We start from the raw sequence: 26,794 nt of genomic DNA, 5'->3' as shown, positions 1-26,794 counted from the left end.
AAACTGACCCAGGTGTTCAACTGCTTCTGCTCACTTTTCGAGCAGGAGAACACAGGGTGATCAGCATGGAAATGTTGGGAAAAATCCGGCGGATGTACTTCCGCGACAAGCTCTCGCTGCATCAGATAGCCAAGCGTACCGGGCTGTCGAGAAACACCATCCGAAAATGGGTCAGAGCGCCCGAAGCCATTCAGCCAGCGTACCAACGGTGCGCAACCTTCAATAAGCTCAGCCCTTTTCACGAGACCCTGGAGCAGGCGCTCAAGGCCGATTCGTTCCGGCCAAAACACAACCGCAGGAGCGCCAAAGCACTTTTTGAGCAGATCAAAGCCGAGGGTTATGACGGCGGTTACAGCCAGCTCACGGCGTTTGTGCGCTCTTGGCGAGGCGAGCAAGGCAAGTCTTTACGCGCTTTTGTACCGCTGACGTTTGCGCTCGGTGAGGCCTTTCAATTTGACTGGAGCGAAGAAGGTCTGCTGATCGGTGGTCTTTTTCGACGTATCCAGGTCTCCCACATGAAGCTGTGTGCCAGCCGCGCATTCTGGTTAGTTGCGTACCCCAGCCAAGGCCACGAGATGCTGTTTGATGCCCACACCCGTTCGTTTGGAGCGTTGGGTGGTGTGCCGCGTCGCGGCATCTACGACAACATGAAAACGGCTGTCGACAAGGTCAACAAAGGCAAAGGGCGCACGGTCAACGCCCGGTTTTCCGTGATGTGCGCGCACTATCTGTTCGATCCGGACTTCTGCAACGTGGCCTCTGGCTGGGAAAAAGGCATCGTCGAAAAGAACGTTCAGGACAGCCGGAGGCGAATCTGGCTCGATGCTCAAAACTGTATGTTTCACACCTTCGAGGAACTGAATGTCTGGCTCGGCCAACGTTGTCGGTCGCTCTGGAGCGAACTGGTGCATCCGCAGTACAACGGGCTGACGGTGGCCGAGGTCTTAGAGCTGGAGCAGGTCGAAATGATGCCAATGCCGACGGCATTTGATGGCTACGTCGAGCGTACCGTGCGGGTCTCCAGCACCTGCCTGATCAGCGTGGCGCGAAATCGCTATTCAGTGCCATGTGAGCGCGTCGGCCAGTGGGTCAGTAGCCGTTTGTACCCTTCGCGGATCGTGGTCATTGCTGACGAAACGGTGATCGCCAGTCACGAGCGCCTCTTTGATCGAGATCAGGTCAGTTTTGACTGGCAGCACTACATCCCACTCATCGAACGCAAGCCTGGTGCATTGCGCAACGGTGCGCCATTTGCTGATCTGCCAAAACCGTTACGGCTTCTCAAACGAGGACTGAGGCGTCACACCAACGGTGATCGAATCATGATGCAGGTACTGGCTGCTGTGCCAATTGCGGGGCTCGAACCTGTGCTGGTGGCGGTGGAGCTGGTACTTGAATCGGGAAGTCTGAGCGCCGATCACATCCTCAATGTCCTTGCCCGCCTGACCTCCACCGCACTACCTCCCAGTGTAGAAACCAGCCTGCAACTCAAGGTCGCGCCTGTTGCCAATACAGCACGCTACGACCGGCTCCGTGCGACCGATGAGGAGAATCGCAATGCGTGACCTAATGACTGAACTCAAAGAACTTCGCCTGCACGGCATGGCCAGTGCTTGGGAAGAACTGGTCTCTCAAGGAACAGCGTCGACGGCTTCATCGAAATGGCTGCTGGAACATCTGCTTCAGCAGGAACATGCGGATCGCGCGGTGCGCTCGGTGAATCATCAGATGAACATGGCAAAACTCCCCATGCACCGTGACTTAGCTGGCTTTGACTTCAGCGCTTCCAGCGCTGATGCCCGGCTGGTCAGCGATCTATCCAGCTTAGCGTTCACTGAAACGGCGCAGAATGTCGTGTTCATTGGCGGCCCTGGAACCGGGAAAACACACCTGGCCAGTGCCTTGGCTGTATCCGGAATCACGGCCCACAACAAACGCGTGCGCTTCTTTTCCACGGTGGATCTGGTGAATCTGCTGGAGCGTGAGAAGTACGATGGCAAGGCAGGGCGAATCGCCCAGGGACTGCTTCGCACAGACCTGGTGATACTGGATGAGCTGGGATATTTGCCCTTTAGCCAAAGCGGCGGTGCCCTGTTATTTCACCTGCTGTCCAAACTGTACGAACACACCAGCGTGGTCATCACCACCAACCTCAGCTTCTCGGAATGGTCGAGTGTGTTTGGCGACGCCAAGATGACCACCGCGTTGTTGGATCGGCTGACACATCACTGCCACATCGTCGAAACGGGCAACGAGTCCTACCGCCTACAACACAGCACCTTGGCCGCCCAGACAAAGATCAAGTCACGGGAACGAAAGCGCAAGGACGGAGATGATGTCGAGGACGATGAGCCATTTTGATCCGCACCATAAATACCCTGCTGCATGCCTACATGCGGTGGGGGTTGATGCGTCTTGAATCGGCCCACTGCTGCTAAGCTTATCCACAATTGCTGGGACAGAAATCAGCAATCCGTCCTGGGTCAATTTTCAATCGGCAGGGTGGGTCAGTTTTCAATCAGCGCCAACAGTCCCACCATTACAACCGTATTGCGATGCCGGACGAGTTGGTCAACCGCCTGAAGGCAGACCAAGGTGACGACGGCATGAAGGGCATCGCCGTGCTTGTCGACGATTTCCTCCATCAGAACAACCAATTTTTCGCTAGTGCTTGGGTTTCCTTCAACCCCAAGGGCGAGATTCGCGACCCGGCTGAGCCCTACGAGGTGGTGTTCCGGTTTTTGACCAAACGAGAGCACGCCAGGCGCGCAAATGAGCTGCACGACCAGCTGAATGAATTGCTCGGGGTGGCCAGAAATCTCAACGATGGGCTGTACTTCGGTGGAGCAGACGTCACGGTGCTCCAAGACTTTACCATGCTCGATGCGGAAGACTTCGTGCGGTACAACCTTCACGACTGGCTCAGTGTTGGGGATACCGATGAAGATGAAGAAGGTGCCGATGATGCTGACTGAGCTGCTATCGGCCTCCCCTTTAGGATCTGGGTTTGACCTTAGCTGACCGGCTGCTCTACAAACCAATTGATTTTCTCCGGAGCCGGTGTCACTGTCGCTCCAAGAATAGCCCCCACGCCTCGGGCAGGTCCCAGACCTGTACTGCGCACCAGGGGGTTAGTTGTTTCTAGGGCCCGCCCAGGTCGATCAGGCATGCTTTGGGCGGGCCTCAAACCAGTGGGTGACCACCAAAAGGGTCAGTTAGGCCTACTGCTGCCTATCCTCGCTCGTTACCATCCAGAGACCCTCTATTGATACGGTTTCAGCAAAGATGGATGTCTATAAGGTCCGCATCGAAGACACAGAAAGCAAGATCATCGACAAGGAAGGTTTCGAGGCCGAGACCTTCCGCAGAGATCCATGGTACCAGCCTGGAAGTGCCGGCAAGCTAGCTCAGTTTGCTGTATGCCCGGCATGCGACAACCCTGTCCAGCTGGTTGGGCTGTATGAGCTACCGCCTAACGTGAAGAACCCATTCGGGAAACATGCTACTAAGAGCATTCGCGGCATCGCTCCATTTGATAGTGAGGCCCGTAACGATTGCCCGTACTTCCAGCCTCGCCAGCACAAGAAAACAGAACGAAAAACCAGGTTTGACGGCGTCCCACGGAAGATTCTCAAGCTATTGATCGAACAGTTCGATCGCGTGGTTTACATCCTGGAGAAAGAGACCCAACTGGTCCTTTCCGAGAACGCGTTGAGAGGCATGCTGCAGCGTTACAAGGGAGAGCGTGGCTACCTCTATACCGGCGCGACGCTTCGCAATGTGCCATGGATCTTTGCTTACATGTCGGACGCCACCCGCCTGTTTGGCCAGAAGGTCATTGGAAATGCTGAGCTGGTGAAAGCTATTGCCGCTGAGGTGCCAGGGGCGGAAATCAGCAGCACTGGTCGGCTGGAATCGAAGAAGGTGCCTGGTTCGAAGGCGGCATATTTTGATCTCAAAATGAGTTTCATCCGCCATCGAATCGTCAAAGACAGTGAAGCGTCCGGCTTGGTTGAAAGCATGGAGTTTGTAGTGTCACAGCCTCGCGGAGGTGAGCTTGAGCACATTCACAAGGAAGTCATCAAATTCGATTCGGCTTGGTTCGAATCCCTTATCCGGATGCCGGTTGATCATCCTTATCGCAGAATGGATAGAGTGAAGATGGCCCGGGAGGAACTGGGCGATCTGCTGGAGCTGACTCAGGCCTGAGGAGGCCTGTTGTAAACCACTTTTTTTCACTGTAACCACAGTGGTTTACAGTGAAAAAAAGTGGTTTACAACGTAGCTACGACACGCGCCCTGGCCACTCCCCAGGCCAGCGCGCTCCTCATTGATTCGTTCAGTCGGGCGTCGAACACCTATGCTGCTCGGGGCCTTGCCACGCCGCGGTGTCCTATAATTCATCTTCAGCTGAATGGAGCAAAATGTTGTGAAGCGCACATTCATTGGAATGGTCGAGGCTGGTGAGCCACTGATGAGGCAAGCGCTTGAAGCTATCCGACAGGCCCACGAAGCGGAGGCTGCTGGATTGCCAGACCTTGAGGTACAGCGTCTTCACCCATTGGCAGATTCGCTCTATCAGGCGGTCATTGATTTTCAGCTCCTCAAAGCAGGTAAACCACCGTCGACTATCCAGTGAGGACCTGCCGCTACATGACGAAAAAGATGCCAGCTCTTCTCCCCGACCACCCCATGTATACCGACGCAGTGGATGCGATGAAGCAATACCACGAGGCGCAGGCTTCTGGCTCATCTGCCGAAGAGGTTGAGCGCCTGCGTCAAATCGCAGAATCACAATTTCGGGCTGTCAGCGAGTATCAGCTCAACGCTCTGGGATATCAGTCTCGTCGTCCGCACTGAAGGGATAACCGATCCGGAGGTAGCTTCAGAATCCATCAAGCCAAGCGGAAGACTCACGACGCGGTCCGATTGATCAGCGAGACGGTCGGGAGGGTTTGCACACAGCCCCAAAAAAAAAGCAGCTCCCGAGAGCTGCTTTTTTCTTACTCCCCCTTTTTGTGCTTGTGGGGTTTCAGGTCCGGATGGTCCTTCTGCTTTTCAGGGGTGACTCGCTGCCTTTTGTCCGGAGTGCCATCTTCATTGGTGCGCTTTGGGCCTGGCTTGATGCTCATGCAAAACTTCCTTTTCCGCTTGGGTTGTTGAATGCAGCTATGTAATTAGTCCAGCTTCTCTCAGCTGTCAAAGCAGGCTGGTGCAGAACCGCCTGGCCGATGATCCGGTCCACATCGAACATTCAGAGGCCAGAATAAGAGCCTCCGACAAAGGGCTTACAAGGGGCAGTGAAATCCAGCGCTGAGCGATACGAAGACGTCTGGACGTTCATCATGCCGAGCACGGTGTGGAACAGGTTGTCGTGGCTCAGCGGTGACGTGGTTTGAGCTTTCAAACAACCCACGTTGACCTTTTCGCTCTTCGCGAGCGAGTCAGACATCCAAAGTACCAACGGCACCTTTGTTTGCTCGTCAGGAGCCATCGCGTAAGGCAGCCCGTGTAGATAGAGCCCACCCTCCCCCAGCGATTCGCCGTGGTCCGAAACGTACATCAGCGCAGTGTCGAACTTGGTGTTGGCCGCCAGGATATCGATGAGATTTGCAGTCACATAATCGGTGTAGAGGATTGAGTTGTCGTAGGCATTGACCACCTCCTCCTGCTTACATTTGTCGAGCTCGTTGGTCTCGCACACCGGTGCGAATTTCTTGAATTGCGAGGGGTAGCGCTTGTAGTAGGCCGGGCCGTGACTGCCTTTGTAGTGGAGCACCAGGACAGCATCGCCTTCCTGGCGCTTGATGAAGTCTTGCATCTCCGTGAGCAGCACCCCGTCCTTACACTCCTCGCTGGTGCACAGTTGGGAATCCGCGTGAGAGGCAGCCTTGTGGTTGGGAACCCTGTCGCAGACCCCTTTGCACCCCGAGTTGTTGTCAGTCCACATGACACTGATGCCAGCGCGTTGAAGCACGTCGAGCAGCCCTTCTCGGCTCTTGGCCAAGCCATCTTTGTACTGGGCCTTACCCACGTCCAGGAACATGCATGGCAGCGAGACCGCGGTAGCGGTACCGCAGGAGCTCACGTTCGTGAAGCTAATGACATTTCGCTTTTCTAGTTCCGGATTCGTTTCACGGGAGTAGCCGTTGAGGGAGAAGTTGGCGGAGCGAGCGGTCTCTCCTACTGCCAGTACCAGCAGCCTGGGTTTACGAGCCGCACCCTGTCGATTAACTACCGCATCAGTACCAATGGCCGTCAGCGTTTTAGGTGAGGCCAGCTGACGCTTCAGGTACCCATGGCCAGCCGCAAACAAGTTGGTAGGTACCAGAATCAGCCGGATCTCCCGATTGTTGCGCAGCAAGGAGGCATACGACTGGTACTGACTCAACGCGATGCCAGATAAGGTCAACAGAGCGAGCGACAGAGCAATGAACCTGCTGACCAAAGCTTTGGCCCAAGGCTTGCGCCGGAGGGGAACCCGGGCAATCAGGTAGACGGGCAACACCCCAACCATTGCGACCCAAAGACCGAGCTTCCAATTCAGCAGCTCGGTTGCCTCAGCGACGTCGGTCTCCACAACGTTGGTGAACATTGTGTAATCGATCACGATGCCGTAGGCATTCATGAAGTAACTCGCAAAAGACGCGCTGATCAGTACCAGGCACAGTATGGGTTTGGCCAGCCGCCCCCATGACAGCAAGCTCAGAACGGTAAACACCCATGCGAATACTATGACTGGGAGGCTAGCCGCTAGCTGCCAGTTCACTTCATCGGTTTTGAATACCAGCTTCCAGAGCACGTTCCAGAGCTCAGCGTTCGCGAATAGCAGTAACCAAAAAGTCACCAGGCCGATTAGCAAATTAGTACTGATGCCTTTCTGCCGCGCATTGCGAATAGCAAAGATCCATTTGCTTAACAGGGTGTGAACAATGGATTTGGAAGGTGTCATTATCAAACTCTGGAAGCTGCTTATCCATGGCGGTAGCTATGGAGTTAGCGGGAGCTACAAGGCAAACCGTCGACAGATGCTGAGCGATTGCGCAATGTGCGGAGCGTCAGAGGCCTTAGGCCCCTAGGCGTTGGGGACGCTTAGTATGTGTGAGGCATAGGGATAAAAAGAGAAATGAATCTCGCTGAGCGCATTATTTCCGGGACCTGATAACGACACGATGACCTCGGGATTACAATGCTGACAGAAATCCAATTACTGCTGTTTTGATTGTCATTGATCACGCTATGATCAAAATTAGGGGAATACTACCCACCAAAAGCAATGCTCCGCTCAGCTAGATAAATTTAATTTCACAAACAAAACGGTTTCGTTTTGTCGTAGGCTAATTTTGAACTTTCAATTCAACTTACAAGTCTTTCTCGCGAGCAGAACATAATTTTCAACTTTTGCTCGTTAATATGTCGCCCATCAATGAGGGGCGAATACCATGAGCTTTTTCAAAAACATCCTGGGCGGGCACCATGGCCGTGGAAACCACGGTGGAGGCAAGCACCACAGCGGGGGACATGGGGCCGAGCAATATGATCGCCATGGCCGGCAGCAGGGCTGCGACGGCGGTAATCAGGTGTATGACGGCGGGCGCCCTCCCACTCCTGCCCCCATCAAAGATCTGCAGGGCTGCAGGCAGTGCCGGACGGCCAACGATCCGTCAGCACGCTTTTGTCTAAACTGCGGAACACCGCTATCGAGTGGTTGCACCGCCTGCGGCTCGCTGCTGAGTGCAGGAGCAAGATTTTGCAGTCAGTGTGGCCAAGCGACGCTCTAAGGCTAGGTAGACAGGAAGGCCAACGAGACCACAACCCTGCGCAAGGAGAAATACGTGGGTTCAAATCATGACCATGGCAGCGCTGCAGTACGCGAGGGGCATCAGAAGAAGCTAATCATGGCGCTCGGCTTGACTGGCAGCTTCATGATTGCAGAAGTGATCGGTGCGTGGATTACCGGCAGCCTGGCGCTGCTGTCGGACGCATCTCACATGTTCACAGATACTGCCGCCTTGGCGATCTCACTGATTGCACTTCAGATAGCCAAGCGGCCGGCGGATCAGAAAAGAACCTTCGGCTATGCGCGCCTGGAAATTCTGGCTTCGACGTTCAACGCCGTGCTGCTCTTCCTGGTGGCGATGTACATCTTGTATGAGGCCTACCAGCGCTTCTTCATGCCGGCGGAGATCGCTACCGGAGCGATGATGTGGATCGCAATCGCCGGCCTGATCATCAACCTAATTTCGATGCGCCTTCTGGCATCTGCGAGCAACGAAAGCCTCAACGTCAAAGGAGCCTACCTCGAAGTTTGGAGCGACATGCTCGGCTCGCTTGGCGTAATCATCGCGGCACTTATCATCCGCTTCACCGGCTGGACCTGGGTCGACACGATTGTCGCTGTGGCGATCGGCCTTTGGGTTCTGCCGCGGACGTGGCAGTTGCTTCGCGAAAGCCTGGGGATCCTCATGGAGGGTGTCCCGAGGGGGCTCGACGTTACGGCAATCGAGGCCACCATCCTCGGAGTAGATGGCGTGACGGACGTTCATGACTTGCACGTGTGGGCTGTCAGCAGTGGCAGTAACGTGATGACGTCGCACGTAGTGGTTCGGGATTCTGCAGATGGGGATGCTGTGTTGGCGGCCGTCGTGGATGCTGTCAGCGATGCATTCGAAATCCATCACTGCACCATCCAGATCGAGCGGGCAGCTTTCCACGAGAGCGTTCCCTCACCCTCGCACTGACCGATCGGTAAACACCATGCAAACACATCACCCTCCTGGCTGAGGGTGATGTTGCAAAAAAAATGCGGTGAGGGATGCCGTAAACGGCAGGAGCGCTTCAAGGGGGTTGGTGAATGGCTTCGCCTGCCCTCGTCAACAACCTCCAGAAGGCTCAGCGATGGCCTGGATCATCACGAAGTACCTACTCACTGCCGGTATAGTGATTCTCGTGTCAGAGCTGGCGAAACGCAGCGACAAGCTGGGCGGCTTGGTCGCCGCCCTACCCTTGGTCACGGTCGTGACGTTGGTCTGGCTCTATTTAGAGAACCAGAGCATGGAGAAGATCTCCAACCATGCTTGGTACACGTTCTGGTACGTGCTTCCGACCCTGCCGATGTTTATTGCTTTTCCATTGCTGCTACCTAAGCTCGGCTTTTGGCCGACACTGATCAGCAGCATCCTCATCACAATGGCCAGCTTCGGAGGCTTCGCCATACTGCTGCGCCGGTTCGGCATTGAGCTTCTATGATCCGGTGGCCGCAGGGATCATCTTGATGAGTCTTAACGGCTATTAACACACTCGCCCTTCACCAGGTAGCGAACCATGTGCAGTTCGCCTTTCGAGTCTTCGTAGGTCATCATGCTTCTTACATTACCGCAGTACCGCACATTGGGTGATACATACACCAACTTACCAACGTCCAGGTCCATGCCATAGGCGTAGTCTTCTAGTTGAGGCATGGGCTTTTTTACGCGTTGAGCATAATCCGCTGTAGCCTCTCTAGCAGTACGCTCGATGTGTTTATTGATCTCCATACCGCTTTGGGCATTGGCTGTTAGTGATGTAAAGAGCATAAACACGGCGATCGCTGATACAGTAGTGTTCATAAGAAGTCCCTTAATAAAAAAGCGCCCGTAGGGGGGCGCTAAAATTCACCTACCAAAGGAGCGTATGGTTTACAGGTGAATGCACTGGCGCGAACAACTGCTCGGTGCTCTTGCCAAGCTGCTTTGAAATGAGACAATTTCCAAAGCAGCGATGCCTCTTCCGCTGCCCTTAAACTAGCAAAGGAGGCTAACACCAAGATGATCGTGCAATTACAATTTGGACATGTAATAGATTGTAAGATAATTATTCGAGAGAATATCGAGCCGCCACGTGAACTAATTTGCAGAAAGGCGCTGCGGTTTGCGGCCGTGCATGGGGTCTGCCTGCGTGGCGCCCTCGATCCAAGGCCAGTACCAGTCCTTGCAAGCTAACGACCGAAATGCTGCCTGTCCTGGCCGATTCCACCTGCCAGGCGAATCTGTCATACACCGCCGCAGGCCCCAGAATCCGCTATGCTTAGGGGTGGAGCCTGCATGACTGTCAGAAATCTTGCGGCTACATTACAAATTTGTAGGATTTCGCCGCGGCCAGCTTCTTCGCGTTAAGATTCAAGCGTCCTCAGGTGACCCGGCGTATGGACAGAGGTAGCGACTACCACATGCCATACCCTCAGCCAAACTTTCGAACAGCCTGCAACCATAATCTTGGCGGATTAGGCCAACTCCTTCCTCACACCTTGAGATAAGTTATGCGCGTTCTAGTTGTGGAAGACGAAATTAAAACTGCCGAATATCTTCAGCAGGGCCTATCCGAAAGCGGGTATGTCGTAGATATCGTGCACAACGGTGTAGATGCTCTGCACTTGTTCAACACTAATGTCTATTCGTTGGTCCTCCTGGACGTGAACCTCCCGGGTATCGACGGCTGGGACCTGCTGGAAACCATCCGTAAGACCAGCCGGGTCCGCATCATCATGCTGACCGCCCGCGGACGCATCAATGACAAGCTCAAGGGCTTGGACGGCGGCGCGGATGACTACCTTGTGAAGCCATTCGAATTCCCTGAGCTGCTTGCTCGCATCCGTTCGCTGCAACGCCGTGGTGATGAGTTAGTCGAGAAGAGCTCGCTGAAAATTGCCGATCTGGAACTCGACTCCGTCCGCCATCGCGTCTTCCGCGGTGGCACACGCATCGATCTCACCACCAAGGAATTTGCGCTTCTGCACCTGCTCATGAGCCGAACGGGCGAAGCGCTGACTCGCTCTCAGATCATCTCGTTGGTCTGGGATATGAATTTCGATTGCGACACCAATGTCATCGATGTAGCCATCCGGCGCTTGCGCTCGAAGATCGATGACCCGTTTGAAACCAAGCTCATTCACACGCTTCGTGGCGTTGGGTACGTTTTTGAGGAACGCGCATGAGGCCATTCAGCCTGGCTGCAAAGCTGGGGTTAAAAGTTGGGTTGATGAGCGCAGCGTTGCTGCTTCTGTTCGCCACCTTTGGCTATCTGATGGTAGGCAAGGCTCTGGAAAGAAATGCCAGAGCAGACCTGGAAGTAAAGATGGCGGGGATGGCTCACAACCTGTCCACCATCCCGGACATCTCCGGCGTCAACGCGGATGCGCATCAGCTTGTCGATTTGGTCATGGGCCACAACAACCTGTATGTGAGCATATTCGATACCTCACAGAATCAGACTCCCCTGCTCTCGATTGGCTCGAAACAGGTCAATCTGGAGGTGCACAAGTTTCAGCCGGCGGCCCAGCCCAAAGAGCACGAATGGCGTGATACGCAGGACCGTCCTCTGCTGAGTGCTTCTCGAATCATGCGTTTGGGCGATGGAACAGAGGTCAGCGTCTATATGACCATGGACCAGTCATCCAGTGAGGCGCTGCTCGATGCGTTGCTGACCTGGGCCTTGATGATGTCCCCCGTCATCCTCGCACTGATCTTGGCCATTGGCTGGTGGACTGTGCGCAGAGGCCTGCTACCACTGACCAAGTTCCTCAAGATCGCCTCGAAAATCTCAACCGAGAGCCTCGACCATCGCCTTCCAACTGATGGGATGCCGGCAGAACTCAAAATGCTCGCCGACGGCATCAACATCATGCTGGCTCGCCTGGATGATGGGGTTCAGCAGCTCTCGCAGTTTTCTGACGACCTTGCTCACGAACTTCGAGCACCGCTTTCCAACCTGATGGGCAAGGCCCAGGTTGCCTTGACCAGAGAACGATCGCTTTCCGAGTACCGGGAGGTTCTGGAGTCGTGCACAGAAGAGCTGGACCGCATGAGCCGCATGGTTTCCGACATGCTGTTCTTGGCCCAGGTCAGTCATCCAGCATCAATGGTGGAGTTCGAATCCGTCTCCTTGGTCGACGAGGTTCAGCGAGTGTGCGATCTCTTCAGCATTTCAGCAGAAGAAGGCGAGATTCAGCTGCAGATCTCCGGCAGTGATGACGTGGTGCGCGGGAATCGCCTGATGGTTCAACGTGCCGTCTCGAATCTGGTCTCGAACGCGATCCGTTACTGCCCTCGCGGCCGCACGGTCTACGTTAAGGTGCAGCATAGTGCGAGCGGTACGACGTTGAGTGTCGGCAACCCCGGCCGTGGTATTGCCAAGGAACACCACGCGCACTTGTTTGAGCGGTTCTACCGTGTGGACAAGAGCCGAGCACGGAGCGAAGGCGGTACCGGTCTTGGCTTGGCCATTGTGCAGTCGATCATGAGTCTGCACCAGGGATCGGCGAGCGTGGAGGTGACCGAAGAAAACTTCACCTGGTTCCACCTTCACTTTCCGGAAGCCCAGCAAATGCAGCCGGCAATGACCGCCGCTTAAATTGCGCAGACACGATTAGGCCCGTCAATCGACGGGCCTTTTGTTTGCCTCAATGCATCAGTGCCGAAGGACCACAGGGTCCATGGGCGACCGCAGAATCACCGACTTAATAATCTTCTGTTCGTCAGGATTGGCGTTTTTCCACAGGTGTGAGAAGTACTGAGCATTCACTTTCTCTTGAGCACTTACGCTGCCGGCGGCATCGATCAGGCGCATGGTCGAGTAGACACAGATCAGCGCCAGAATGAAGAACGCCGTGGCGACCACCATCACATAACGCTTGGCCAGCACCGGTGCCCGCTTGAGCTCCTGGATAGAGGCGTCCGCCGCCTTTGTCGCTGCTGTAAGCTCCGAGATCAGTGGCTGGATGGCGGTGTCGACTCCGCGGCATGCAGCTGAATACGCTGATGCAGCGGCGCGCAAGGCAACCTCCTCCGCGTTCGACCAAGCCTTCTCCGCCTTTCGCACCTCCTCCTGAATCTGCCGGCCGACAGCGTCCACCTGCTCCACCAGTTCGTTCGACCTCTCCAGAACAGCGCTGGAGGTGCGCGTCTGCGAGGTCAGCTCATCGAGCTGGACAGTGAGTTTTTCAGTGCAGCGGCGAAAGTCACCGATAGCAACTGCCCAGGGCTCTATGTCATTCATGGCTATCTCCTAGGGCGGCCAACAACGCCGCGCTGAATTAACGCGCTAGATATCAAAATTGTAATTTAAGAGAAAATTCGAAGTCGCCCTCGACAGTGCCGAGATAGACATGATCCTTCCAGATTTGAAGATTTAACGCATCCTATCTGCAGCCAAAATTACGGAATTGTAATTATTGACTCACCTTGTCGTTAGCTTCGCGTTCCTAAACTACAAACCAACAAAGGCCGCTAATCAGGTTGGCCTAGTATGAACCGAGGTTCACAATGAAATTTGTCAAATCTATCGCTATTGGCAGCCTGCTGCTGGGTCTCATGGGTACCGCTTACGCTGAAGGCGGCTTCGAGCGAACGAAACAGTTCAACGAGAACTTCCGAACCGAACAGGCTCGCCTATGGAGCGATGACTCTTCGGACCAGAACAAACAACAAGTCGCTCAAGAGCAAAAGAAAGAAAGCAAGGATGGTAAGGAACAAGCCGACAATTAATCGGCGGTTAAATAGGACTTCAAATGACGAAAGAAATCGACAAAAAAGCCAGGGTAAAACCTGGCTTTTTTGTGCTTGGAATTTAGCCTTCGTTCTTGCGAGGCGTTTCCGCATTGCTTTCTCCGGCCAGACCCTCGGCACCTTGTGCGGGGCGTTTCCAATGGCACAGCAGGAGCTGGCTGGCGTTCGCTTCGGTGATCGATGTGCAAGCTAGATCAGCGGGCAGACCATCCTTGCTGTCTCGCAAGCGCCTGGACAGATAGAACGAGCCATCCCGCGGCCACTTGGCAGGATCCTTGATGTTCTCGGACTTCCCGCTGCTGTAAAACTCCGACGAGTATGAGCGGCGGCCAGGATAGATCAGGGGAGCGGAATGAGCAGACTGCACATTGAGCCAGGCTTGAACCACATCCCGCTGATTCTGAGGGCGCTCCTCTAGTACCCCGGCGTAGATGATGCCCGCACCGATGATTGGCAACACCAATGCGCTCGCAGCGGCAGCCCAGGTGGTCTTCGGGCCAACTTCGCTGACCCGTGCAGACAGCAGCAATGCCCACGCTGGCAGCGCGGGTAGCAGGTAGGTCCACAGAATGTTGCCTGCAAATGTGAAGAAGACCGGTGTCGCCAAGGCCCACAGCCAGAGGTAGGCTTTGAAGCGCTGCATCGATCCACGCTTGCGGATCAACAGTGGTAGAAACAAGGCCCATGGCAGTAGCGACAATCCGAGCTGGATCCAGATGCTGCCGTACGGCTTGGCATGAGCACTACCATAGAGGTCCCCTGCCCAGTTACTGACGACGTAGCGGCTCCAGTGCTCACCAACGAAGAAGTACTCCATGAAGCCGGGCGTTTTCATCTCGGCCGCGACATACCATGGCACGGATATACCGAACATGAGTACAAGGCCGCTAATCCAGGGAAGCCTCAGTACCCGTCCCCATTCCTTGTAGATAACGAACCAGGCGAATGCCGGCGCCCCCATAAGCACCAGGGTCAGCGGCCCTTTGGCAAGCAAGCCCAGCCCGAGACCTGCGAACATCAGGTAGGCATCCGCCTTGCTGGCGCACTTCATCCAACGCCAGAAACCGTAGCTGGCCAGCAGAATCGAGAACGACAAAACAGGGTCAGTCAGCACAACACCGCTGGAGACCAGGCCAAGTGTGGTGCTGGAAAAAATAATGGCAGCCCAGATGCCGGCGTTACGAGAAATCTGCTGCGTGCCGAGTTTGATGATGATGAAACAGCTTGCCAGGTGGAGTAGCCACGCTGGGAAGCGCGCAGCGAACTCGTTAACGCCGAAGACCGTCATGCTCGCGGCCTGGGTCCAGAAGGACAACGGAGGCTTGCCCCAGAACGGTACCCCGTAGTCGAACATGGGCGTGATCCAGTCATTCAACTCGACCATCTTGCGAGCCATTTCAGCGTAACGGGCCTCAGATGTGTCCATCAGCGGGTAGATGCCCAGCCCCACCAAACGCAATAGCAAAATCGAACCCAGGACCCACCACAGCGTCCTCTCGTTCTTCAGGTTCAGCATTTCTTACCCTCGATCGAAGCCATCGAAGGGTGGAGTGACACGGGATCTGCCTTGTTGCTGTGCTTCAGGAAATAGAGAGGCCGGCGCTTCACTTCCGCGAGTGTCACGCCCAGGTACTCCCCCACCATGGCGACACCGACGCACATGAATGAAGCCATTCCGACGATCAGGTGATGGATGTCGAAACTGCCTGCCACAAGCGACGCAAGCATGTAGCAGATGCTGGAGACGAAAAGACCGAAACTGATGAGGCTGAAAATGCGCAGTGGTTTGCGAGAGAAGCTGACGATGCTCTCGATGGCCAGATTGAACAGGCCAGCTGCATTCCATTTGGTGCTCCCGGCATGGCGAACAGTGCGATTGTAGGGCAGTTCGATGGTACGAAAGCCTACCCAGCCGATCATGCCTTTGAGAATCCTGGAGCGTTCATCCAGGGCCCGCAGGGCTGCCAGCGGCGCAGGCCCAATCAATCGGAAATCGCTGACATCGGCCGGCATGTCCACCTTCTCCACCAGGCGCTGCATGACCCAGTAGTAAGCCCGGGCACTCATGCGCTTGAACCACGAATCACCGATTCTCAGGTTGCGCTGCATGTTCACCACGTCGTAGCCGCGTTGCCAGTAGTCCACCATGGCCGCGATGAGCTCTGGTGGATCCTGCAGGTCGACATCAATGAAGATCAGCGCACTGCCACGGGCATGGTCTATCCCGGCGCTCAGTGCAGCCTCTTTGCCGAAGTTGCGACTCAGGGACAGGCAACGTACAGATGACCCATCCTGATAGTGGCGAAGAATGTCGGCCGTCCGGTCATTACTGCCGTCGTCGACATAGAGGATTTCGCAGGAGACGGGTAAGCGCTTCACCACGCGGGTGATTCGCTGGTGGAACTCGGGGATGGTTTCCTCTTCCTGGAAGCAAGGGACCACGATGGTTAACAAGGGATCAGGGCGCTCGGGAAAGCGATGTAATGTCTGCATGATTGAATGTCCAAAAACGATGTGCAATGAATCCAAGTGCAGTGAGGCTTAAGGTCACTACGACTTGGGAGATGAGCGGTGACAGATTCGACTTGATGAGGAACCACATACCCACGCCATTGCCGAAGTTTGTGGTTAACGCGACCAGTGCAAACCTGACAGGCTGAAACTTACGAGAGCCATCTGCCACAAAACAGAGCGCCCTATTTCCAATGAAGCTCGCGATTGCGCCAACCATGCCGCCACAGATACTGGCCAGTAACGGAGTAACGAATTCTGTCGTAACCAGCAATAGGAACACCGCATAATGGACTCCCGTTGCTATGAAGCCGATCCCCAGATAACGAATCAGTAAGGTAGTAAGAGGTGGGGTTTGATTTTCCATGCCCAAAGCCTATGGAGGCAAAGGTGAAAAAATAGTGAACTAAATGTAAATGCGTAATTAGCCGAATCTATATATGGTAAGTAACAAGTCGGCGCACTAGGCTAGCACGCTACAATATCAGAGGGATTGCCTGAAAATTACGCTTTCGAAATAAAAGCCTTCCGATAACGCATGCATGACCCGTGGATTACAATGTTGACAAGATAAGGAAACACCGGGTGGCATTGAGATAGATTCCCCGAATTAAGGGGGACCTAATGGTTACACAAAATGAAACATATACAAGCACCGTTGTTCCTTACAGCCCTGACATATTGGATGATTTGCCAATTGATGATCAGCTGGCCGTAGAGTTTTTCGCAACAGCACGTTGTGCCAGTTTCAAACAGGCTGCCCGAGGGCTCAATGTGCGCCTGCGGAAACGCTTGGAGAAACTGGAAGAGCACATTGGTGCTCCCGTGTTTGTCTACAAACACAACAAGCTTGCCCTGACCCGCACAGGCGAGAGGGTCAGCCATTACCTGTGCCAGCTCTTCGGCCCAGACGGCCTTGGCAAGTCCGGTGAAAAGGAAGTCCCCAGGCTTACCATCGCGATCACAGAGCCAGTGCTGAACGACATCGTAAACCGCGATCTAGTCGCCTACGTGCGTGATCATGCCGAAATGCAGCTGGAAATCCATTCAGAATGCACAACGCAGATGCTTTCTGAGTGTGAAGTCGATGTGGGTATCGCTTTGGTGAGCCCAGATGATAAAGGCGCGCTTGATCGCCATCCTACGTATAGGTTTGAACGGCTTGGCCGGATTGGGCACGCCCTGTTCATTTCCAGCCGCTATTCAAGAAGCGTCACCCTTCCAGTGGAGAGCTTGGATTTGCACAACTTCATGCTCGTTGTCCCTTGGGATGAAGAGATCTTGGCGGGCTCACGAAAGTGGGCATCGATAATGGCTGAGCATCAGGGCGGTACCACTCGGGTCAAGAGCTACAACCTATCACGAGGCCTTGTCGTTGGCGGTGCGTGTATTGGAGTGCTGCCCGACTACAGCCGAAAACTGGAGAGAAATATCCTACCCGTGCCGGGTTTCCTGGACGACCTGGAGGAGAAAGATGTCTATCTTGTTATCAAAACGAAGCTTGTCCGCAATCCGCAGGTTTTGGAAATTCGAAGATTGATCAAGAAGAGCTTCTTTGATAAGAAGGACTGGCTTGTTCGGTAACAGTTTTGTTAGGTTTGAAACTCCTCCGTTAACACTACAGAAACACAACTGTCATATTCGCTTGCAACCTAGTCAGAGTGCTTAGAACAAAGGCATCTTGTTACAGCAGGTGACAACCGTGGCCTGCTCCCATCTGCAAGATAAATTTAGGCCGGCGCAGGGCGAAATATAACGTCGGTAGCTAAGCACTTAACATACGAGAGGCAAGCAATGATCCGTTCTTCGAACATGCGGGAAAAGCTGTTGGCTGCCGCAATAATAGGCACATTTTCCTCGCAAGCATTCTCCGGAACAGTAACCACTGACGGAGCTGACATCGTTCTGAAGACCAAGGGCGGTCTTGAAGTATCGACTTCTGACAAGGAATTCAGTTTCAAACTGGGCGGCCGAGTTCAGGCCGACTACGGCCGTTTCGATGGTGTCTTCACCAAGAATGGCGATACCGCTGACGCAGGCTACTTCCGTCGCGCCTACCTTGAGCTCGGTGGCGTGCTGTACCGCGACTGGAAGTATTAGCTCAACTACGACCTTTCCCGCAACACGGGCAACGACTCCGACGGCTACTTCGACGAAGCTAGCCTGACCTACACGGGTTTCAAGCCGGTGCAACTGCGCTTTGGCCGTTTCTACACCGACTTCGGTCTTGAGAAAGCCACCAGTTCGAAGTGGACCACCGCCATGGAGCGGAACCTCTCGTACGACCTGGCGGACTGGATCAACGACAACGCCGGCATGGGTGTTCAAGCCACCAGCACCATCGCTGACATGGCTTATGTTTCCGGTAGCGTTTTCAGCGAAACCAATAACAACTCGGATGGCGACAGCACCAAGCGCTACAACGTACGTGGCGTGTTCGCACCGCTGCACAGTGATGGCAACGTCCTGCACGTCGGTGCTCAGTACGCTTACCGCGACCTCAAAAACAGTGCGGTCGATACCCGGATTCGTTCGCGTCTGGGCGTCCGCGGTGTAGATACCAATGGCGGCGGCGATGCCGGCACCAACGGCAACCGCATGCTGTTTGGCGGTGCTGCTGCACAAGATGGCCTGTGGAAGGACGACTCGGTCTGGGGTCTCGAAGGTGCCTGGGCCACCGGCCCGTTCTCGGTTCAAGCGGAATACCTTCGCCGCAAGCTGAAAGCTGACCAGGCCAACAACGACATGAAGGCCTCCGGTTACTACGCCCAGATGGCTTACACCCTGACCGGCGAGCCGCGTATCTACAAGCTCGATGGTGCCAAGTTCGACACTATCAAACCAGAGAACAAGGAACTGGGGGCCTGGGAAGTCTTCTACCGCTTTGACGATATCAAGGTCGAAGACGGCAACCTGGTCACCGCGGCGGACCAATCGAACGAGCGCAAGGCCAAGAGCCACACGGTGGGTGTGAACTGGTACGTCAACGAGGCGGTGAAAGTCAGTGCCAACTACATCAACGTGCGCACCGACAACAACGAGAACACCGTGGGCGACGACAGCGGCAATGCCATCGTGACCCGCCTGCAATACGTCTTCTGATCCCTCTCATCAGTCTGACGTGAGAAAGCCGGAAGCGCTCAACGTGCTTCCGGCTTTCCTGTTTCTGGAGGTGATCAAGCATGGAGCGCCCTCCTCCTACCTGCTTTCGCTTACCGATGACCGCTCTTGCCAAAGCTCGGCGAATCTGATGTGATTGCCGCGTCGGGCTTTGCATGGTGGCCGTGCAAGCAAATCAAACCTGACTCCTATTCATGATTGAACCTGATTCGACGTCCAGCTTCGCGTCTAACGGCCCTACAAGCGCAGCTACCCCAACGTCGCTCATTAGGGGATAGTCATGTCTGCAAAAAAGCTGCTTCAACCTCTCGCTGCTCAGCTGCACGCCTCGTTCTCGGCTTCTGGCCGCCCGTACTCTCATCTGCACCTCCACCAGCTGTTCCACGCGGCCATCGGCTCCGTTGCACCGCAAGTTGCCATCCAAGACAAGCTGCCAATTCAGGTCTGTCGTGACAACGAGACACGGCAGTACAACCTCTACGCGGCGGTCGAGCGGGCGAAAACGTGCTTAGGATTGACCGATCTTCAAGCAGTCGGTGTGGCTGAAGAAGTCATTGAGGTGCTACGAACTGCGGGAATCGGCGTGAACCAGGTTCGCCTGCTCCTTGACCCCTCCTTCAGCTCGAAGACTCGCAAAAAGGCCTTCAAGGCTCTCTGCAAGAACCTGGATCTGAACGAGCTAGGCGATCGCTTCGTCCCCAAGACTGCCACGTTGGCCATCGCTGCTGGTATTGCGCCGCCTCCCAAAATGTCGTGGAAGGATCGCTTCGCCCTGGCTGCAAATTCCCCCATGCGGGGGCCAAGCGAGCTCATCAGCATGGTCAACCGGGATGAGTGTTATCTGTGGGTATTCCCACCGACTGACCATCATGCGACGGCTCCAGCGACGCATGACCGTTTCTTTGGTGAAAAGACCCACCCGAGCGCAGAAATGGGCATGGGGTTCAGCATCATCGATTCCGGCTGGACCCGCCCCAAGTACCCGCTATCCAGGCAGTCACAAGAGACCTTCATCCAGTATTCGCTTTCTGCGCCGATGTGGTCCTGGCGCGCACAAAGTGACACCTGGCGCCTGGGAAACATCCTGCGTTCAAGAATCCTTGACGGGGCTCCTTGGCATAACGAGCACTCTGAGTGACGTGCTTCCGAGCGGCCTTAAATCCCTGCCCCGGATCTATGGGTGCGAAACCTGCCGAACGCTGTTCATTGAGAATCACAGCGACTACCCGGATGTACCCACTCAGTGCCAATGCGGTGAGGCGAGCAGCACGGGTGACCAAAACGAGTCATCTGCTCTCAATAGCTGATTTTCCTTACGGTGGCGGGCTGAGCCCCCCGTTAGGGATTGGCTATGGGAGCGGGATTCGCTCACCCCAAACCTGAAGGCGCCGCCACCTAACCGAGCGATATGAGCTGAATGCTCGCGGAGTAGATATGCAAAAGAGTAAAAACAAACAGGACACCCTGGCGGCGATCAATGCGCTTGTCGAGATTGCGTATGATCAGGGATTTGCGGACGGACACGGAGTCGGCAATCAAGTCGGTTTCGTAGCCGGTGTCATGAGCCTCAAAGCTGCATTGGCCTGCGGCTTACGGCATGGCTCACCTGAGTGCGGAAAGGCCCTTGAAAGCCTCAAGCGCATCGGGATCGACGAGTGAGAGAAAAGTACGGGTCGTGCGCTGATCGCGCACGACCCGTACTTCTACTTCAGGTCATTTCCCTGCTTAGCTTCATGATTGAAGCTCAGGGATCAGGTGCTTCTGCGGTAGGCCAACAGGCGCAAGGCGTTGAAGACGACCAACAGTGTGGAGCCCTCATGGATCGCAACAGCGGCACCAATGCTCAAGCCCATGATGGTGGACGGAACCAGGATGGCCACAATCCCCAAGCTGACGAACAGATTCTGGTGGATGATCGATCGCGTGTGACGGCTCAGCCCCACCGCAAATGGGAGTTGCCTGATGTCGTCAGCCATAAGCGCGATATCAGCCGTTTCCAGGGCAACATCAGATCCAGCAGCCCCCATTGCGATACCAACGCTCGAACTGGCCATGGCAGGGGCATCATTGACGCCGTCACCCACCATGGCCACCTTGGCGCTAAGGCGCAGGTTTTTGATGGCCTTGACCTTGTCTTCCGGCATCAGGTCTCCCCACGCTTCATCTAAGCCAACTTGTTTGGCTACAGCCTCTGCAACGCGGTTGTGGTCTCCAGAAATCATGACCATGCGTTCGATGCCCATCTCTCTAAGCTTCTGGAGTGCCTCTTTGGCCCCCTCCCGGGGTGTGTCCAATAGCCCGATAGCGCCCAGATCCTTGTCAGCACGCCGTACCACCATGGTGGTACGGCCTGACTGACGTAGACGCTCCGCAGCCTCCAGGGCTGCCTTGCTGAGTGCGGGAATACCATTGGTACCGAACATCTCGACCTTGCCAATCCAGACGAACTGCCCATCAAGCTCAGCACGCACGCCGCGGCCAATCATGTTGCTCATGTTCTTGGCTTGGAATCGGCGCCGTGTGCCAATCATCTCTTCACCGTCACGCACAATTGCCGCAGCCAGCGGATGGTCGCTCATCGACTCCACAGCGATGGCGACGTTTAGCAGATCCTCGATCTGCGTGCCGCCTATGGGTATTACATCGGTGATACGTGGGCGCCCTTCGGTCAGGGTACCGGTCTTGTCGAATGCCATGGCATTCAATGATCCAAGCTCTTCAAGTGGCGCACCGCCCTTGATCAGCACGCCACCTCGGGCTGCCCTGGCGATGCCAGAGAGAATGGCGCTTGGTGTAGCGATCGCGAGCGCGCAGGGGCTGGCTGCAACCAGTACGGCCATCGCCCGGTAGAACGAGTCACGGAACGGCTCGTCAAGGAAAATGCCGGCAAATAGCAGCCCGACTACCAGCAGTAAAACCAACGGGACGAATATGCGTTGGAAGCGGTCCGTGAATCGCTGGGTCGGTGACTTCCTGACTTCGGCTTCACTGACCATCTTGATGACCCGCGCCAAGGTACTCTCCGTAGAGCGCCGGGTTACCTCAACCTCGATGAGCGTTTCGCCATTGATGGTACCGGCGAAGACTTTCGAGGCTGCATCCACTGCATCTGGCTTGCTGCGTGCGAGTTCGGCATCAGGAACAGGTTGCTTGTCCACGGGGACGCTCTCACCGGTTACTGGCGCCTGGTTGATACTTGAGGAGCCTACGACTACAAAACCATCGGCCGGCAGGCGGTCATTGGGGCGCACGATGACAACGTCACCGGGAACCAGCAGCTCCACGGGCATCTCCACCGTGCCATTTGCTCTGCGTACGATCGCGGTGGCTGGTGCGAGCTTGGACAGTGCCTCAATCGCTTTCTTGGCCCGCCCCATCGCGTAGCTTTCAAGGGAATGCCCCAGACTGAACAGGAACAGCAGCAGAGCCCCCTCCGCCCAGGCGCCGATGCTCGCGGCACCGACTGCGGCGAGAAGCATCAGCGAGTCGATCTCGAAGCGTTTCTGACGGATGTTGGTAACCGCTTCCTTAGTGGTGAACCATCCACCGAACACGTAGGCCGACACGTACAGAATCAGAGGCAGACGATCAATCAGGCCAAGTTTTCCTGCGAGAGCTCCGGCACCCAGGAGAGCACCACAGATCAGCGCGAAAATCAGCTCTGTGTTCATTCCAAAAATGCCGCCATGCTCATGGCTATGACCTTCATGCCCGGCTTGGTCATCAGGGCGTTCAAGCAAACTCTTCATAACTCGTCCCTTCTGGGGTCAAGGCTTCCAATTGCCCTCTGCAGTTGGGGAGCCGTCTCTGTTGGTTGGCTAAGATCTATTGCACGGTTTGCCCGAGCCCAGGCGTTAACATTTCGAAGCTATGGGGTATCGGGCGTAATAAAAAATGCCAGGCACTGCCTGGCATTTATGAATTCTCTAATTGTTCTGTTCAAATCGTTTACTACTTGTTGTTGATGCATTGCGAATACATCGAGTAACGAACAGTCTTGAGCGTGCCCTGGGAGTCCTCGAAGGTCATCAACCGTGGATAGACCTGGCAGGTACGGGGGTCCTGCGACTGACGTACGAATTTCGCAACGTCTATCTTCATGCCATATTTGTAATCCTGAATCTCTGGCATTGGCTTGCCATTTTTCTCCGCGTACTTGGCCACTGCGGTCTGGTGTTCCTTGGTGTATTGAAGCTGCTTGCTCTCGGAGAAAGTGTTGGCCTGCGAAGCCACCGAGAAAACAACAAGTGCAGCAGCGATAATTAGCTTTTTCATAAAACCCTCTCAATTTCAAAACTTCTCGGGCGTAACCTTAGCAATGCATAGGCATCACCGGCATGACGAGAAACTTACAATTTTGAAAGGTAAGTGCATCTACTTCACTTTAAACAAAAAAGCCCACAACACGTGTTGTGGGCTTCTCTTTAGCGGAGGCTGTTAGCTAACCACTTCGGCCTCGTCGCCGTCTTCATCCTTGCGGTGTGCCCAGTGATACAGGGCAGGCAGTACCAGCAAGGTCAGTGCGGTGGAGGACAGGATCCCGCCAATCACCACCGTCGCCAATGGCCGCTGAACTTCGGCACCGGTGCCGGTGGCCAAAGCCATCGGGATGAAGCCCAGGGACGCTACCAAGGCTGTCATCAGAACAGGTCGCAGACGGGTCAATGCACCTTCATCGACTGCCTGTCTGAGCGTTCGTCCCTCCTCCCTTAGCCCGCGGATGAAGGCAATCATCACCAGGCCGTTCAGTACTGCAACGCCGGACAGTGCAATGAAGCCGACACCTGCCGAGATCGACAGTGGGATGTCCCGCAGCCACAACGCCACAACACCACCGGTGAGTGCGAATGGAATACCGGTGAAGACCAGCATGCCGTCCTTCAGGTTGTTGAACATCAGGAACAACAAGGTCATGACCAGCAGCAAGGCGACTGGAACAACGATCTGCAGGCGTTTGGCAGCCGACTGCAGCTGCTCGAACTGGCCCCCCCAAGTCGTCCAGTAGCCCGCAGGGATTTGCACCTTCTTGTCCAGCGATGCGGTCGCCTCCTCAACGAAGGACCCCAGATCGCGGCCTCGAACGTTGGCGCTGACGATAACCAGACGTTTGCCGTTCTCGCGGCTGATTTGGTTCGGGCCCAGTTGCAGGTCCAGATTGGCGACCTGGGACAGCGGGATGAAGCCGATCTGATTGGCACCCTGTGCCGCATTGGCAGGTACCGGGATCAGCAAGCTGGACATACCCGCTACGTCGGTGCGAACGGTCTCTGGTAGGCGTACTACCATGTCGAACCGACGGTCGCCCTCATACAGCGTGCCGGCCTGACGGCCACCCACGGCGATAGCGATCGAGTTCTGAACATCCGCGATGTTCAGGCCGTAGCGTGCTGCTTTTTCGCGGTCAATGTTGATGGTCAGCACCGGCAGGCCGGATGTCTGCTCAACTTTCACTTCCGATGAGCCCGGGACCGCTTTGAGCGCTGCCGCGATCTTGTTGGCGGTGTTGTTGAGCACGTCCATGTCATCGCCGAAGACTTTCACAGCGACGTCACTACGCACGCCCGAAATCAGCTCGTTGAAACGCAGTTGGATTGGCTGCGACAACTCGTAGTTGCTTCCTGGAACACCCGCTGCGGCCTTCTGCACTTCAGCAATCAGCTCATCACGAGGCTTCTTCGGGTTAGGCCACTGATCCTGAGGCTTGAGCATGATGTAGGCGTCAGAGGCGTTCGGCGGCATCGGGTCAGATGCAATTTCTGCGGTACCCGAGCGTGCGAACATCCGCTCAACTTCAGGCACCTGCGCAATCACCGCTTTCTCCAGACGCTGCTGCATCTCGACAGATTGAGTGAGGCTCGTTCCAGGCACACGCATGGCCTGCATCGCAAAGTCACCCTCACTGAGGCTTGGGATGAACTCGCTACCCATACGACTTGCCAGCAAACCACTGAGCACGACCAAGGCTACTGCGGCCGAGAAAGCGATGTTCCGATGTCCCAGCACCCATTGCAGAACCGGTTCATAGCGCAGTCGAGCTGTGCGCATGACCACGCCTTCCTCTTCCTTCACCTTGCCAGTGACGAACATGGCAATAGCTGCAGGAACAAAGGTAACGGACAGGACCATTGCACCCAGCAGCGCCATCACAACGGTGAAGGCCATCGGGTGGAACATTTTGCCTTCGACGCCGGTGAGGGCGAAGATCGGCAGGTACACCACCATGATGATCAGCTGACCGAAGATCAGCGGCCGGCGAGCTTCTCGCGCCGCGGCAAAGACCTCGTGGAAGCGTTCGGTTTTGGTGAGCATGCGGCCATGCTTATGTTGCGCATGAGCCAGTCGACGGATCGCGTTTTCTACAATAACCACGGCACCGTCGACGATGATGCCGAAGTCGAGTGCCCCCAAACTCATTAAGTTGGCACTGACCTTGTTGTTGAACATGCCTGTGAAGGTGAACAGCATGGACAGCGGAATCACCATCGCGGTGATCAGAGCCGCACGGATGTTGCCGAGGAACAGGAACAGAATGGCGATAACCAGGATCGCGCCTTCCACCAGGTTCTTCTTCACCGTCGCGATGGCTTTTTCAACCAGGTTGGTACGGTCGTAAACAGTCACAGCCACCACGCCCTTTGGCAGGGTGCGGTTGATGTCCGCCAATTTGGCGGCGACAGCTTGAGATACGGTGCGGCTGTTTTCACCAATCAGCATGAACACGGTACCGAGCACGACTTCGCGGCCGTTCTCAGTAGCAGCACCTGTACGGAGCTCTTTACCGATGCTGACGTCAGCAACGCTGCTGATGCGAATCGGTGCACCATCCACACTGGTGATCACGATGTTGGCGATGTCTTCGATATTGCCTACCTGACCCGGTGCACGGATGAGCAACTGTTCACCATTACGCTCGATGTAGCCGGCACCGACGTTGGCGTTGTTACTTTCCAACGCTGCGACCAGGTCATTGAGTGTCAGCTTGTAGGTAGCCAGGCGCTTTGGATCCGGCGCAACCAGGAACTGCTTGGCATAACCGCCGATGGTATTGATCTCGGCCACACCCGGGACGTTACGCAGCTGAGGCTTGATGATCCAGTCCTGGATCACGCGCAGGTCGGTCGGGGTGTACGGCGTACCGTCCTCTTTGACCGCGCCATCTTCGGCTTCAACAGTCCACAGGAAGATCTCGCCGAGGCCGGTAGATACCGGACCCATGACGGCCTCTACACCTTCTGGCAGCTGTTCCTTCGCAACCTGCAGCCGCTCGTTGATCAACTGGCGGGCAAAGAAGATGTCAGTGCCATCCTTGAAGATCACGGTGACCTGAGACAGGCCAGAGCGAGACAGGGAACGGGTCTGCTGAAGGCCCGGGAGACCGGCCATGGCCGTTTCAACTGGAAACGTGATCCGTTGTTCGGTTTCCAAGGGCGAGTAACCAGGCGCTGCAGTGTTGATCTGCACCTGGACGTTGGTGATATCGGGTACCGCATCGATGGGCAGCTTTTGATAGCTGTAGATACCGATACCCGCCATGATCAGAACGGCGATCATTACTACGATGCGCTGCTCGATGGCGAGTCTGATGATACGTTCAAACATGAGAAATCATCCTGTCAGTTCGC

Annotated in this window: 24 protein-coding genes and 2 pseudogenes; 16 read left to right on the top strand and 10 right to left on the bottom strand. The window is 55.4% G+C overall.

All coding sequences use genetic code 11. The features are described 5' to 3' along the window. The first annotated feature begins 65 nt into the window (after window positions 1-65). From istA to CRN80_RS08720, 6 genes are all read left to right on the top strand, one after another. Window positions 66-1,565, top strand: a complete 1,500-nt coding sequence (istA, locus tag CRN80_RS08745; protein ID WP_102619021.1) for an IS21 family transposase — start codon at window positions 66-68, stop codon at window positions 1,563-1,565. Then, on the top strand, window positions 1,558-2,361 hold the full coding sequence (gene istB / locus CRN80_RS08740; RefSeq protein ID WP_029241171.1) for an IS21-like element ISPsy20 family helper ATPase IstB: 804 nt from the start codon (window positions 1,558-1,560) through the stop codon (window positions 2,359-2,361). Before istA ends, istB begins: the two co-directional genes overlap by 8 nt. Window positions 2,362-2,606: 245 nt before the next feature. Further along, on the top strand, window positions 2,607-2,975 hold the full coding sequence (locus CRN80_RS08735) for a hypothetical protein (protein WP_178081004.1): 369 nt from the start codon (window positions 2,607-2,609) through the stop codon (window positions 2,973-2,975). A 310-nt stretch (window positions 2,976-3,285) separates the two neighbouring features. Continuing rightward, window positions 3,286-4,209, top strand: a complete 924-nt coding sequence (locus tag CRN80_RS08730; protein ID WP_010951435.1) for a hypothetical protein — start codon at window positions 3,286-3,288, stop codon at window positions 4,207-4,209. Window positions 4,210-4,429: 220 nt separating this feature from the next. Next, window positions 4,430-4,639 (top strand): hypothetical protein, encoded by a 210-nt coding sequence (locus tag CRN80_RS08725; protein ID WP_003298409.1) that lies wholly within the window; start codon window positions 4,430-4,432, stop codon window positions 4,637-4,639. Window positions 4,640-4,653: 14 nt separating this feature from the next. After that, entirely contained in the window at window positions 4,654-4,860 is a 207-nt protein-coding gene (locus tag CRN80_RS08720; protein WP_003298411.1) for a hypothetical protein, read from the top strand. A gap of 143 nt (window positions 4,861-5,003) precedes the next feature. On the opposite strand, the gene CRN80_RS31560 is transcribed toward CRN80_RS08720, so the two are convergent. Both CRN80_RS31560 and CRN80_RS08715 read right to left on the bottom strand, forming a co-directional pair. Next, window positions 5,004-5,132 (bottom strand): hypothetical protein, encoded by a 129-nt coding sequence (locus CRN80_RS31560; RefSeq protein WP_003253468.1) that lies wholly within the window; start codon window positions 5,130-5,132, stop codon window positions 5,004-5,006. Window positions 5,133-5,254: 122 nt separating this feature from the next. After that, window positions 5,255-6,952: a phosphoethanolamine transferase gene (locus CRN80_RS08715; RefSeq protein ID WP_003298414.1), complete on the bottom strand. Its 1,698-nt coding sequence runs from the start codon at window positions 6,950-6,952 to the stop codon at window positions 5,255-5,257. A 490-nt stretch (window positions 6,953-7,442) separates the two neighbouring features. Here CRN80_RS08715 and CRN80_RS08710 point away from each other — a divergent pair, with 490 nt between their 5' ends. The 3 genes from CRN80_RS08710 to CRN80_RS08700 all read left to right on the top strand — a co-directional run bounded on the left by CRN80_RS08710 (window position 7,443) and on the right by CRN80_RS08700 (window position 9,249). Beyond that, complete coding sequence (locus CRN80_RS08710; protein WP_079732563.1) at window positions 7,443-7,781, top strand: zinc ribbon domain-containing protein; 339 nt, start codon at window positions 7,443-7,445, stop codon at window positions 7,779-7,781. A gap of 54 nt (window positions 7,782-7,835) precedes the next feature. Next, window positions 7,836-8,741 (top strand): cation diffusion facilitator family transporter, encoded by a 906-nt coding sequence (locus CRN80_RS08705; RefSeq protein ID WP_010951438.1) that lies wholly within the window; start codon window positions 7,836-7,838, stop codon window positions 8,739-8,741. A 157-nt stretch (window positions 8,742-8,898) separates the two neighbouring features. Beyond that, the gene (locus tag CRN80_RS08700) at window positions 8,899-9,249 is read left to right on the top strand and encodes a DUF3147 family protein (RefSeq protein ID WP_011953105.1); all 351 of its coding nucleotides are present in this window, start codon (window positions 8,899-8,901) and stop codon (window positions 9,247-9,249) included. Between the two features lie 32 nt (window positions 9,250-9,281). Here the strand turns inward: CRN80_RS08700 and CRN80_RS08695 are convergent, their stop codons facing one another. Then, on the bottom strand, window positions 9,282-9,608 hold the full coding sequence (locus CRN80_RS08695) for a DUF2790 domain-containing protein (RefSeq protein WP_010951440.1): 327 nt from the start codon (window positions 9,606-9,608) through the stop codon (window positions 9,282-9,284). A gap of 689 nt (window positions 9,609-10,297) precedes the next feature. On the opposite strand from CRN80_RS08695, the gene CRN80_RS08690 reads away from it, so the two are divergent. Together CRN80_RS08690 and CRN80_RS08685 are read left to right on the top strand one after the other, a co-directional pair. Further along, window positions 10,298-10,972: a heavy metal response regulator transcription factor gene (locus CRN80_RS08690; RefSeq protein WP_003253457.1), complete on the top strand. Its 675-nt coding sequence runs from the start codon at window positions 10,298-10,300 to the stop codon at window positions 10,970-10,972. Further along, entirely contained in the window at window positions 10,969-12,387 is a 1,419-nt protein-coding gene (locus tag CRN80_RS08685) for a heavy metal sensor histidine kinase (RefSeq protein ID WP_010951441.1), read from the top strand. Before CRN80_RS08690 ends, CRN80_RS08685 begins: the two co-directional genes overlap by 4 nt. Window positions 12,388-12,444: 57 nt before the next feature. Here CRN80_RS08685 and CRN80_RS08680 read toward each other — a convergent pair whose 3' ends face one another. Beyond that, window positions 12,445-13,032 (bottom strand): hypothetical protein, encoded by a 588-nt coding sequence (locus CRN80_RS08680; RefSeq protein ID WP_010951442.1) that lies wholly within the window; start codon window positions 13,030-13,032, stop codon window positions 12,445-12,447. 266 nt (window positions 13,033-13,298) lie between these two features. Between CRN80_RS08680 and CRN80_RS08675 the strand changes: the two genes are divergently transcribed. After that, window positions 13,299-13,520, top strand: coding sequence for a hypothetical protein (locus CRN80_RS08675; RefSeq protein WP_010951443.1), 222 nt, complete (start codon window positions 13,299-13,301; stop codon window positions 13,518-13,520). Window positions 13,521-13,602: 82 nt separating this feature from the next. Here the strand turns inward: CRN80_RS08675 and CRN80_RS08670 are convergent, their stop codons facing one another. From CRN80_RS08670 to CRN80_RS08660, 3 genes are read right to left on the bottom strand one after another with little or no spacing between them, the layout of a single operon-like run. Next, window positions 13,603-15,057 (bottom strand): phospholipid carrier-dependent glycosyltransferase, encoded by a 1,455-nt coding sequence (locus CRN80_RS08670; RefSeq protein WP_010951444.1) that lies wholly within the window; start codon window positions 15,055-15,057, stop codon window positions 13,603-13,605. Next, window positions 15,051-16,034, bottom strand: a complete 984-nt coding sequence (locus CRN80_RS08665; RefSeq protein WP_010951445.1) for a glycosyltransferase family 2 protein — start codon at window positions 16,032-16,034, stop codon at window positions 15,051-15,053. Before CRN80_RS08665 ends, CRN80_RS08670 begins: the two co-directional genes overlap by 7 nt. Beyond that, window positions 16,000-16,419, bottom strand: coding sequence for a GtrA family protein (locus CRN80_RS08660; RefSeq protein ID WP_010951446.1), 420 nt, complete (start codon window positions 16,417-16,419; stop codon window positions 16,000-16,002). The genes CRN80_RS08665 and CRN80_RS08660 overlap by 35 nt, the downstream gene beginning before the upstream one ends. Window positions 16,420-16,676: 257 nt before the next feature. On the opposite strand from CRN80_RS08660, the gene CRN80_RS08655 reads away from it, so the two are divergent. The 4 genes and pseudogenes from CRN80_RS08655 (at window position 16,677) to CRN80_RS08640 (ending at window position 20,831) form a co-directional block, all read left to right on the top strand. Continuing rightward, window positions 16,677-17,636, top strand: coding sequence for a LysR family transcriptional regulator (locus CRN80_RS08655; RefSeq protein WP_098949973.1), 960 nt, complete (start codon window positions 16,677-16,679; stop codon window positions 17,634-17,636). A gap of 210 nt (window positions 17,637-17,846) precedes the next feature. Further along, a pseudogene (locus CRN80_RS08650) lies at window positions 17,847-19,154 on the top strand (OprO/OprP family phosphate-selective porin). Between the two features lie 298 nt (window positions 19,155-19,452). After that, a pseudogene (locus CRN80_RS08645) lies at window positions 19,453-20,479 on the top strand (hypothetical protein). 127 nt (window positions 20,480-20,606) lie between these two features. Next, window positions 20,607-20,831: a hypothetical protein gene (locus tag CRN80_RS08640; RefSeq protein WP_010951451.1), complete on the top strand. Its 225-nt coding sequence runs from the start codon at window positions 20,607-20,609 to the stop codon at window positions 20,829-20,831. 92 nt (window positions 20,832-20,923) lie between these two features. Here CRN80_RS08640 and CRN80_RS08635 read toward each other — a convergent pair whose 3' ends face one another. From CRN80_RS08635 to CRN80_RS08625, 3 genes are all read right to left on the bottom strand, one after another. After that, window positions 20,924-22,921 (bottom strand): heavy metal translocating P-type ATPase, encoded by a 1,998-nt coding sequence (locus tag CRN80_RS08635; protein ID WP_010951452.1) that lies wholly within the window; start codon window positions 22,919-22,921, stop codon window positions 20,924-20,926. Between the two features lie 202 nt (window positions 22,922-23,123). Then, on the bottom strand, window positions 23,124-23,447 hold the full coding sequence (locus tag CRN80_RS08630; RefSeq protein ID WP_003253432.1) for a DUF2790 domain-containing protein: 324 nt from the start codon (window positions 23,445-23,447) through the stop codon (window positions 23,124-23,126). Between the two features lie 162 nt (window positions 23,448-23,609). Then, window positions 23,610-26,771, bottom strand: a complete 3,162-nt coding sequence (locus CRN80_RS08625) for a CusA/CzcA family heavy metal efflux RND transporter (RefSeq protein WP_057710637.1) — start codon at window positions 26,769-26,771, stop codon at window positions 23,610-23,612. Between the last annotated feature and the right edge of the window lie 23 nt (window positions 26,772-26,794).

Source organism: Pseudomonas sp. FDAARGOS_380, from assembly GCF_002591235.1.
GTDB lineage: Bacteria > Pseudomonadota > Gammaproteobacteria > Pseudomonadales > Pseudomonadaceae > Aquipseudomonas > Aquipseudomonas salmasensis.
The sequence above is the reverse complement of the archived record's forward strand: the minus strand, read 5'-3'. Positions and strand labels throughout refer to the sequence as shown.

What these genes read in the sequence shown, in the direction of transcription:
- CRN80_RS08720 (WP_003298411.1), top strand. Translation starts at nt 4,654, where the DNA reads ATGACGAAAAAGATGCCAGCTCTTCTCCCCGACCACCCCATGTATACC.
- CRN80_RS08685 (WP_010951441.1), top strand. Translation starts at nt 10,969, where the DNA reads ATGAGGCCATTCAGCCTGGCTGCAAAGCTGGGGTTAAAAGTTGGGTTG.
- CRN80_RS08670 (WP_010951444.1), bottom strand. Translation starts at nt 15,057, where the DNA reads ATGCTGAACCTGAAGAACGAGAGGACGCTGTGGTGGGTCCTGGGTTCG.
- CRN80_RS08695 (WP_010951440.1), bottom strand. Translation starts at nt 9,608, where the DNA reads ATGAACACTACTGTATCAGCGATCGCCGTGTTTATGCTCTTTACATCA.
- CRN80_RS08690 (WP_003253457.1), top strand. Translation starts at nt 10,298, where the DNA reads ATGCGCGTTCTAGTTGTGGAAGACGAAATTAAAACTGCCGAATATCTT.
- istB (WP_029241171.1), top strand. Translation starts at nt 1,558, where the DNA reads ATGCGTGACCTAATGACTGAACTCAAAGAACTTCGCCTGCACGGCATG.
- CRN80_RS08680 (WP_010951442.1), bottom strand. Translation starts at nt 13,032, where the DNA reads ATGAATGACATAGAGCCCTGGGCAGTTGCTATCGGTGACTTTCGCCGC.
- CRN80_RS08735 (WP_178081004.1), top strand. Translation starts at nt 2,607, where the DNA reads ATGAAGGGCATCGCCGTGCTTGTCGACGATTTCCTCCATCAGAACAAC.
- CRN80_RS08710 (WP_079732563.1), top strand. Translation starts at nt 7,443, where the DNA reads ATGAGCTTTTTCAAAAACATCCTGGGCGGGCACCATGGCCGTGGAAAC.
- CRN80_RS08700 (WP_011953105.1), top strand. Translation starts at nt 8,899, where the DNA reads ATGGCCTGGATCATCACGAAGTACCTACTCACTGCCGGTATAGTGATT.
- CRN80_RS08675 (WP_010951443.1), top strand. Translation starts at nt 13,299, where the DNA reads ATGAAATTTGTCAAATCTATCGCTATTGGCAGCCTGCTGCTGGGTCTC.
- CRN80_RS08665 (WP_010951445.1), bottom strand. Translation starts at nt 16,034, where the DNA reads ATGCAGACATTACATCGCTTTCCCGAGCGCCCTGATCCCTTGTTAACC.
- CRN80_RS08730 (WP_010951435.1), top strand. Translation starts at nt 3,286, where the DNA reads ATGGATGTCTATAAGGTCCGCATCGAAGACACAGAAAGCAAGATCATC.
- CRN80_RS08640 (WP_010951451.1), top strand. Translation starts at nt 20,607, where the DNA reads ATGCAAAAGAGTAAAAACAAACAGGACACCCTGGCGGCGATCAATGCG.
- CRN80_RS08655 (WP_098949973.1), top strand. Translation starts at nt 16,677, where the DNA reads ATGGTTACACAAAATGAAACATATACAAGCACCGTTGTTCCTTACAGC.
- CRN80_RS08625 (WP_057710637.1), bottom strand. Translation starts at nt 26,771, where the DNA reads ATGTTTGAACGTATCATCAGACTCGCCATCGAGCAGCGCATCGTAGTA.
- CRN80_RS08660 (WP_010951446.1), bottom strand. Translation starts at nt 16,419, where the DNA reads ATGGAAAATCAAACCCCACCTCTTACTACCTTACTGATTCGTTATCTG.
- CRN80_RS31560 (WP_003253468.1), bottom strand. Translation starts at nt 5,132, where the DNA reads ATGAGCATCAAGCCAGGCCCAAAGCGCACCAATGAAGATGGCACTCCG.
- CRN80_RS08635 (WP_010951452.1), bottom strand. Translation starts at nt 22,921, where the DNA reads ATGAAGAGTTTGCTTGAACGCCCTGATGACCAAGCCGGGCATGAAGGT.
- CRN80_RS08630 (WP_003253432.1), bottom strand. Translation starts at nt 23,447, where the DNA reads ATGAAAAAGCTAATTATCGCTGCTGCACTTGTTGTTTTCTCGGTGGCT.
- CRN80_RS08715 (WP_003298414.1), bottom strand. Translation starts at nt 6,952, where the DNA reads ATGACACCTTCCAAATCCATTGTTCACACCCTGTTAAGCAAATGGATC.
- istA (WP_102619021.1), top strand. Translation starts at nt 66, where the DNA reads ATGGAAATGTTGGGAAAAATCCGGCGGATGTACTTCCGCGACAAGCTC.